Here is a 1,332-nt window from a genome sequence, read left to right as displayed (position 1 = left end):
TGAATCGCCCCGGGTTTAGTGGAGGGCGAGTTCTCCCAACATCGGGTGATACTGGGAGTCGATCTCACAGTAGTACGCGTTCTCTTTCTCGACCGGTGTGAGATACCCGATCGATGAATGCAACCGGTCCTCGTTGAACCAATGCACCCAGGAAAGTGTGGCAAGTTCAAGCTCATCGGCGGTGCGGAACGGGCCGTCAACCTTCACGCATTCGGTCTTGTAGAGGCCCACGACCGTCTCGGCGAGGGCATTGTCATAACTGTCACCAACCGACCCAATCGAGGCAATTGCGCCGACATCGGCGAGCCGCTCCGAGTGGCGCAAAGCGGTATATTGAGCTCCGGCATCCGAATGTTGAATCACCCCGGTAACGTCCTGACCGGCACGGTTGCGAACCCACAACGCCATCTCCAACGCGTCCAGCGGAAGGTCAGTAGGCATTCGGTCCATCGTTCGCCACCCGACAATTCGACGGGAGTACACATCGGTCACGAACGCAGTAAACGCCATCCCTGACCACGTCGGCACGTAGGTGAAATCGACGACCCAGAGCTCGTTGGGTCGGTCCGCGCGGAAGCAGCGCTGCACATGATCGGCTGGACGGAACGCCGAACCGTCAGCTTTGGTAGTGATGAACTGCTTGCCGCGTCGGATACCCCGCAAGCCCTGCTCGCGCATGAGACCTTCGACCGTGCAACGCGCGACGACGATGCCCTCTCGTTTCAGCAGATGCCAGATCTTGCGGGCGCCGCTGATCCCGCGACCGAGCTTGCGATCCCAGAACACCCGCTCGATCTGCACGACCAGTTCCGCGTCGCGCAGCGCGCGGCGTGATGGCGGGCGCTTCTAGAACGCATAGTAGCCAGACGGAGCGATCTTGCACCCGTGCTGGGTGAGCACGCGGCAGATCGGCTCGACCCCGAACCAGTCGCGATGGTCATCAATGAACTCAATTACCACGGCAGTCGCGGGTCGAGGTCCCGCGCGAAGAAACTTGACGCCGCCAACAGGATCTCATTCGCGCGCTTGAGTTCACGCACCTCGGACTCAAGCTGCTTGATCCGAGCCGCTTCGCTCGTCGTTGTTCCGGGACGCTCGCCAGCGTCAATCGCGGCCTGCTTGCACCAGCCTCGCAGCGTGTCGGGGTTCACCCCGGTGCGCTGGCCGATCCGGCCCACGGCCGCATTCAGCGACAGATCCGGATCCTCTTTACGGGCCTCGGCAACAAGCCGCATCGCACGCTCACGAAGCTCTGGCGGATACTTCCTTTGTGCTGGCATGATCATCATCCTCTCGGGATTTCAGACCCTCCACCAAACCCGGGGCGATTCA

Annotated in this window: 1 pseudogene and 1 other annotated feature; the pseudogene reads right to left on the bottom strand. The window is 61.3% G+C overall.

The features are described from left to right. Nucleotides 1-15 precede the first annotated feature (15 nt). Nucleotides 16-1,280 (bottom strand): annotated as a pseudogene (locus tag H7E91_RS11435) (IS3 family transposase). After that, nucleotides 868-995: a sequence feature (AL1L pseudoknot), on the bottom strand. Its footprint overlaps the pseudogene before it by 128 nt. Nucleotides 1,281-1,332: the final 52 nt, after the last annotated feature.

It is taken from the genome of Flaviflexus huanghaiensis (assembly GCF_014118685.1).
Classification (GTDB): Bacteria; Actinomycetota; Actinomycetes; order Actinomycetales; family Actinomycetaceae; genus Flaviflexus; species Flaviflexus huanghaiensis.
This window is presented reverse-complemented; position numbering and strand designations above follow the sequence as displayed.